The organism is Endozoicomonas sp. (assembly GCF_031844845.1).
Lineage (GTDB): Bacteria > Pseudomonadota > Gammaproteobacteria > Pseudomonadales > Endozoicomonadaceae > Endozoicomonas.
In genome coordinates this window covers 21,031-27,079 of the sequence record NZ_JAVRMB020000243.1, presented here as the reverse complement: position 1 = coordinate 27,079, position 6,049 = coordinate 21,031, and the positions used below count along the sequence as shown (strand labels likewise).

The following is a 6,049-nucleotide window of genomic DNA, read 5'->3' as shown; positions in this document are numbered from 1 at the left end:
CGTGGGAATGCATAACCCTCCGCAGGTACTGTTCCTGTGGATGGGACACAGCGCTACCACGCAGAGCGTGGGAGCGAGATGTATTCCTCGTTCCCACGCTCCGCGTGGGAATGCATAGCCATCCGCAGGTACAGTATCTGTGGATAGAACGTAGCGCTACCACGCAGAGCATGGGAGCGAGATGATAAAATGCCGGTCTGCTTTTTAGCTCACCGGCATTTTTTATTTCTTTTCTCTTTGCCTCCCTATACTCTGCTAACGATCGTAAGCACAGTATCTCGGCTTGTCTGTAAGGAGAAGAGCAGATGTTTTGGAAGACGGTTTCTGGAAAAAGGCTGGGAAAGCAGTGCTTTTTCATGGCCTTTGTGGCAGTTCTGCTGTCAGGTTGCAGCTCAATCAATACCAAGGACTCAACGGCCGATTCTTCAGTTTCGTCCCCGAAAGGTGAACAGGCAGACTGCCAATCCCTGTCTACCCTGTTCAGCAAAAGTAATAATAATTTCGAGACCATTCGCCTTCGCCCTTCCTATAAAAATAAAATCACCCTTTGGGATAGTCGTTACCAATTGATAGAAAACAGCTGTCAGGTATGGCAGTGGTCCGACAAGTACAGCTATGTCTGCAATAAGGCTTATCCTGATCAGGAGACCGCACATCAGGTATATCAGCAGGCTCAGGCTTTCATTAATCAATGCCTTGGTGACAATACCGAGGGGTGGTATGAACAACAGGGAGTTCTGGATGGTCGTGGTGAGGAGACTCAGTATCTGCTTGAAGGGCAGATAAGAGGCTCTCTGAGAAAAATGAACTCTCCCGGGTTGTTCAGGGACAGCTGGTCCGTTTATTTCTGGATGGATTCGCCTTCGATGCTACGTTGAAATCCTTGTTTGAACACTCTCTAAAGACAGGAACTTTTTCTCAATTTACTGGTCTACGTTCATAGCAGGCAGCAATATCTTGGTTCGATATTCGATATTTGTCTGACATCGCTTGAGTATGAGCAGAAATGTGCCAATCAGGGAGTGAATATTCTGATGGATGGTGTGTATATGATGGTATCGGCAGTGTTTAATAAAGAGCCATCTGCCCAACGCACTGACGAATCAGCACACCAATCGCTTGTTAATAGAGTTTGTGGTGGCGCTAAGTATTTGGTTATGAACAAACAAGGAGCGCAGACTTCGTCACAATTTATTACTGAAAGATGTATAAAATGGCTCGGCGAAGGTAAACCGGTACCGACCTGCTGCGGATCCCTTCGGCAAGGGGTGGCAAGCGATCTGAACGAAAGTATTAAACTATTGGCAAAGGAAGTGCGAAAAGGCAACTTTTTGAATTATAAACAAGATAAGGAAGCCTATAGACACGCGGTTGATCATCTGCTTCACGTTTTGTCACAGGCAACGCGGGATGATATTGCCTCTCGCTCACCTGAAAGCTCCTTTACCGGCAACCTTCTGGTGAATAGTCGATACCAGCCTTTGCATAACCTTCTGGAAAATAAATGTCCTACAAGAGCATCAGCCTTGTCTGAATCCTTGTCTGATATCAGGGAGTTTGTTTATTTCCTGGACTTGGAAGACCAGGAAAAAATATATAATGAGCTGATCAAAAAATATTAAAGTTCCGTCAGGGACGATGCCTGAAGCCTTTTTCCCAAACCTGCCGTAAAGTTAGGCCCATATGGGCGCAGGCAGGGGCAAAATACAGGTTTCGTTTTCATTCAGGCCTGAACCTCCCGGGTAAACACCCATTCCCTGTCGGAAGACATGGCCTCATTAAATCCATAGCCTGCGTAATCAAAGCCTTTCAGCTTTTCAGGCTGGTCAATATTGTTGTCGATGGTATAGCGACACATAAGACCACGAGCTTTCTTCGCATAGAAACTGATGATTTTGTATTGACCATTTTTCCAGTCTTTAAAAACCGGGGTAATAATCTGCCCATTTATCTGCTTTGGCTGCACGGATTTGAAGTACTCATTGGAAGCCAGATTAATCAGTACCTGTGTTTTCTCACTGGCCAGTGCTTTATTCAGCTGCCCGGTAATTAATCCGCCCCAGAATTGATAGAGGTCTTTGCCTCGCTGATTGGCAAAGCGTGTACCCATTTCCAGACGGTAGGCCTGCATCAGGTCCAGTGGACGCAGAAGGCCATAAAGGCCGGATAGAATTCTCAGATGTTGCTGAGTATAGGAAAGCTGCTTTTCAGTGAGTGTTTCTGCGTCCAGGCCAGTGTATACATCGCCCTTAAAGGCCAGTACCGCCTGTTTGGCATTATCCGGGCTGAATGGGGTGGACCATGCCTGAAAACGGGCAGCGTTAAGCTGTGCGAGTTTATCGCTAATGCTCATCAGGCTGCCAATCTCTGCCGGATTTAACGCCCGGAGTTCTTCGATCAGCAGGGCAGACTGATCAAGAAAGTCAGGCTGGGTATATTGTTTGGTTTCAGGTGGCGTTTCATAGTCCAGGGTTTTGGCCGGAGAAATAACGAGCAGCATTAAACACTCCCTGATTATTAAAGCTGGTGATCATGGTATGGATGACAATAGTAGAACAGGGGGCGTTCCTTTAATAGCGCTGAAAGGGGCAATAACCCCTGACAGAGCGATTGATAGCCGTTATCGAAGAGCGTCGCATCAGTACTCGTGCTATTCACTGACCCTCATGTAAGTATCATTAGTGATGACTCTTGATTTCCAGCTTTCCTGACCATTCCATTGAATGAGAGCCATGGTCTCCATTTTATCGGGCTCTCCAGCCACTGCTGATTTGCGTAGCAAGCCACTGATTGCAATAGTCACTGGAGAACCGCAGCTCTCCATGCTCAGGCTTAATGCCAATGAGTTGCTGTTATGGATGGCCTGAACAGGAATCTCTTTACCTATGCAGGCTTGAGTATTGGCCACGGTGGTTGTGAAATAGCCTTTTAAATGATCACCGCGAGCGCTTTGCAGTGCGCTTTGCAGTTTCAGTAGAGAACCACGCTGGTTTTTCCAGACTCCCGAAAAGTTTACGGGTTTATCTGGACTTGAGTTTTGGGCTATGGATGGGGGAGTTCGTTTTGCTGCTTCGATGGATAATCCGGGAATCAGTAATACCACCATCAGTAGCAGAAGATATACACCTGATTTCATCATTACACTCCTTTCTAAACCTGTTAAATCTAGACGATATTAGTGGATTTTTCTCCGGCTGGTTTGAGAGTGCGCTTTTAGCGCAAGGTACTCCCGAAGCCATGTTACTCGATTACTGGAAGTTTGAGGTCAAACTCAAGCTTTTTGGTGAACATGGAAGACGCCTGCAGGAAGAGAGCGATTGGTGTACCGGGTCGAACTTCTTTTGATTGGGCGTTCTATACTACACTTTCTGGAAAAATCAGATCACCCGTTTTTTCAAAGCGATGTGAGTAACAATGTGGACGATGGGGCTGGAAGTCGGTAGCCCGGTTTTATTAGCCGGGGATTGCTTGAGAGTTAATGCGATATTTTAAGGTTCGTTTCAGAGTTTTTTTCTGAGGAAAAATACAATCTATAAATCTGAAATTAATTCTAAAAAGTCTTATTTCAATTCGATTAAAGGAGTGGCTTATGGCTGGTGTAGCGGGTTTGCAGTCTTCGTTACCGGTTAATAGTACGCAGGATTGTTCAGGTAGCAATGACAGTGGCAGTGAAAACGATAGTGATGGGATTGTTGGACACGCGAGTGGTCGGTCGGTTACTGTCAGAGAATCCGGACTACAGGACAAGGCTCAGTCTGAACGGAAACAATCCAGATCAGAAAAAAAAGCACGTAAAGCGATGAAATTGTTGAACCTGAAGGAGATTCCGGGGGTTACAAGAGTTACCATGCAGAGGTCGACAAACGCCCAGTTTGTTTTTATTAATCCAGATGTTTATAAATCGTCCGGCAGTGGCACCTATAGTGACACCTATGTTGTATTTGGTGAGGCCAAAATTGAGGACATGTCGCAGCAGCCAATGATTGAGGCTTCAAAGCGGATAATGGAAAATCAGGAACATGCCGGGAACCTTGTTGAGAATGCTGCTACTGCCGGGAAAGTGAATGAGGATGAAGAGCAGGAAGTTGATGATAGTGGTCTCAAGGCAAAGGACATCGAACTTGTCATGTCGCAGGCGGGAGTCGATAAAAATAAAGCAGTTGCGGCGCTGCGTAAGAATGATAAGGATATTGTTAATTCCATAATGGAATTAACAATGTGAGCTTTTGGTTCTTTGGAGTTTTTAGAAGGTAACCCAGGCTGTGATTGCAGCCTGGGTTAATGGTTGGAAGTGTTTCAGCGCTTTATAAATGTGCCTCTGCATAAGCCGCCAGAGGTGATCTTGGGACTCCCTGTAATTGTATTGAGCCACCATGAGGGAAATGCTTCAGGCGCTCTGTCATATAGGTTAAACCGGAACTGGTCGCTGCCAGATAGGGCGTATCAATCTGGGCCAGGTTGCCCAGACAGATAACCTTACTGCCAACACCGGCACGGGTGATGATGGTTTTGATCTGGTGAGGTGTCAGGTTCTGGCACTCATCAATAATGATCAGGCTTTGCTGGAAGCTCCTGCCGCGAATGTAGTTCAGCGATTTGAAGTGCAGTGGCACTCGATCAAGAATATATTCCACACTGCTGTTGGTGGACTCATCATCATTGTGCAGTGCTTCCAGGTTATCGGTGATAGCTCCTAACCAGGGTTCCATCTTCTCAGCTTCAGTACCCGGGAGAAAACCGATGTCTTCATCCAGACCCTGTGTTGAACGTGTGGCAATAATTCTCCGGTATTGTTTGCTGGCGACAGTCATTTCGATGGCGGCGGCCAGGGCCAGAATGGTTTTGCCAGAGCCGGCAGCACCATTAAGATTAACCAGGTGTACATCCGGGTCCAGTAACAGGTTTAATGCCATGGCCTGATGGATATTGAGCGGTTTTAAGCCCCATACCTCCTGATTCATCAGGCTTTCCCGGCTGTAGTGCTGAAGGCTTACATGGTCGTCTGCTATATCGACCACTTTTGCGACAAATCCCTGATCGTCTAATAAAAACTTGTTGAGATAGAGCTCTTCAGAAAATGCACTCTTGGCTATAGTGTAAATGGTTTTACCATCATGCTGAGCCGTTTTGACTTCATCGACACGATCCCAGAAGTTATCTTCGTAGTGAAGGTAGCCTTTGGTGAGCAGCCCAATGTCGCTGACCAGCTGATCGCTATGGTAATCCTCAGTAAGAACACCGCAGCCTCTGGCCTTAAGGCGCATGTTGATGTCTTTGGTGACCAGAATGAACTGTCGGTCCGGGTAGGTTTTCTGATATTGACAGATGTCGTTGATTATCTGGTTATCGTTATTGCTGCTGGGCAGCGTTGTTATTTTATCATCGGCATGACTCATCATGATGGAGAGTGTGCCTGAGGTTTCAGTGGTATTGCCTCGCTCGATGGGAACACCCTGCGTTATTTCAGGCGGTGTTGCAGTACCGAGAATATTGTCGATCAGACGGATGGCCTGACGGCAGTCAGCCGCGATGGTTTGTTTTCCGTTCTTTAGTTTGTCCAGCTCTTCCAGGACGGTTATAGGGATGAGTACCTGATGTTCTTCGAAATTGAGGATTGAGTTTGGATCATGTATCAGAACGTTGCTGTCCAGAATATAGGTGGTAGATATGGATGAGATTATTGGCCTGGTTTCCAAGGCATGTCCCATAGGCAGCTCCCTTGTTTTTTTTTGGTCACTCATATTTGATTCTTATCGAAAAGGTTTAATCCGGCAAGGTTAAATTCCAATGTAGAATAAAAAAAAAATTTTACTTTCAAAAGGGTTTAATTTGTTAAATTTTAAGGCTAGTCTTGAAAGGTTGTATCGCTAATTATTATTATAAATCTTGATTCTTTTTCCTGTTTATTTCTTTTTATAATTAATCATTTAGCCCATATGGGCTGTTTCCTGCGGGTAGCTCTGTGGATAAGCGGCCTGTACTTCTCTATTCAGGGTTTGTTCTGAAATAACCTCCCCATTTTAACCAACGTTGCCCGATGCCCGTTGTC

6 protein-coding genes are annotated in these 6,049 nt (G+C 45.9%); 3 read left to right on the top strand and 3 right to left on the bottom strand.

Features of this window, described 5'->3' with window-relative positions; translation table 11 throughout:
• Nucleotides 1–305 precede the first annotated feature (305 nt).
• Together RM811_RS13030 and RM811_RS13025 are read left to right on the top strand one after the other, a co-directional pair.
• The gene (locus RM811_RS13030; protein ID WP_402524925.1) at nucleotides 306–878 is read left to right on the top strand and encodes a hypothetical protein; all 573 of its coding nucleotides are present in this window, start codon (nucleotides 306–308) and stop codon (nucleotides 876–878) included.
• Nucleotides 879–1,022: 144 nt separating this feature from the next.
• Nucleotides 1,023–1,622, top strand: coding sequence for a hypothetical protein (locus RM811_RS13025; protein ID WP_402524923.1), 600 nt, complete (start codon nucleotides 1,023–1,025; stop codon nucleotides 1,620–1,622).
• Nucleotides 1,623–1,723: 101 nt separating this feature from the next.
• Here the strand turns inward: RM811_RS13025 and yaaA are convergent, their stop codons facing one another.
• On the bottom strand, nucleotides 1,724–2,500 hold the full coding sequence (yaaA, locus tag RM811_RS13020) for a peroxide stress protein YaaA (RefSeq protein ID WP_402524920.1): 777 nt from the start codon (nucleotides 2,498–2,500) through the stop codon (nucleotides 1,724–1,726).
• Nucleotides 2,501–2,650: 150 nt separating this feature from the next.
• Entirely contained in the window at nucleotides 2,651–3,139 is a 489-nt protein-coding gene (locus RM811_RS13015) for a hypothetical protein (protein WP_402524917.1), read from the bottom strand.
• A 450-nt stretch (nucleotides 3,140–3,589) separates the two neighbouring features.
• On the opposite strand from RM811_RS13015, the gene RM811_RS13010 reads away from it, so the two are divergent.
• A complete protein-coding gene (locus RM811_RS13010; RefSeq protein WP_402524915.1) occupies nucleotides 3,590–4,222 on the top strand; it encodes a nascent polypeptide-associated complex subunit alpha in 633 nt (210 codons plus the stop codon).
• Between the two features lie 82 nt (nucleotides 4,223–4,304).
• Here RM811_RS13010 and RM811_RS13005 read toward each other — a convergent pair whose 3' ends face one another.
• On the bottom strand, nucleotides 4,305–5,708 hold the full coding sequence (locus RM811_RS13005) for a PhoH family protein (protein WP_402524927.1): 1,404 nt from the start codon (nucleotides 5,706–5,708) through the stop codon (nucleotides 4,305–4,307).
• Nucleotides 5,709–6,049 lie beyond the last annotated feature (341 nt).

What these genes read in the sequence shown, in the direction of transcription:
- RM811_RS13010 (WP_402524915.1), top strand. Translation starts at nt 3,590, where the DNA reads ATGGCTGGTGTAGCGGGTTTGCAGTCTTCGTTACCGGTTAATAGTACG.
- RM811_RS13030 (WP_402524925.1), top strand. Translation starts at nt 306, where the DNA reads ATGTTTTGGAAGACGGTTTCTGGAAAAAGGCTGGGAAAGCAGTGCTTT.
- yaaA (WP_402524920.1), bottom strand. Translation starts at nt 2,500, where the DNA reads ATGCTGCTCGTTATTTCTCCGGCCAAAACCCTGGACTATGAAACGCCA.
- RM811_RS13005 (WP_402524927.1), bottom strand. Translation starts at nt 5,708, where the DNA reads ATGGGACATGCCTTGGAAACCAGGCCAATAATCTCATCCATATCTACC.
- RM811_RS13015 (WP_402524917.1), bottom strand. Translation starts at nt 3,139, where the DNA reads ATGATGAAATCAGGTGTATATCTTCTGCTACTGATGGTGGTATTACTG.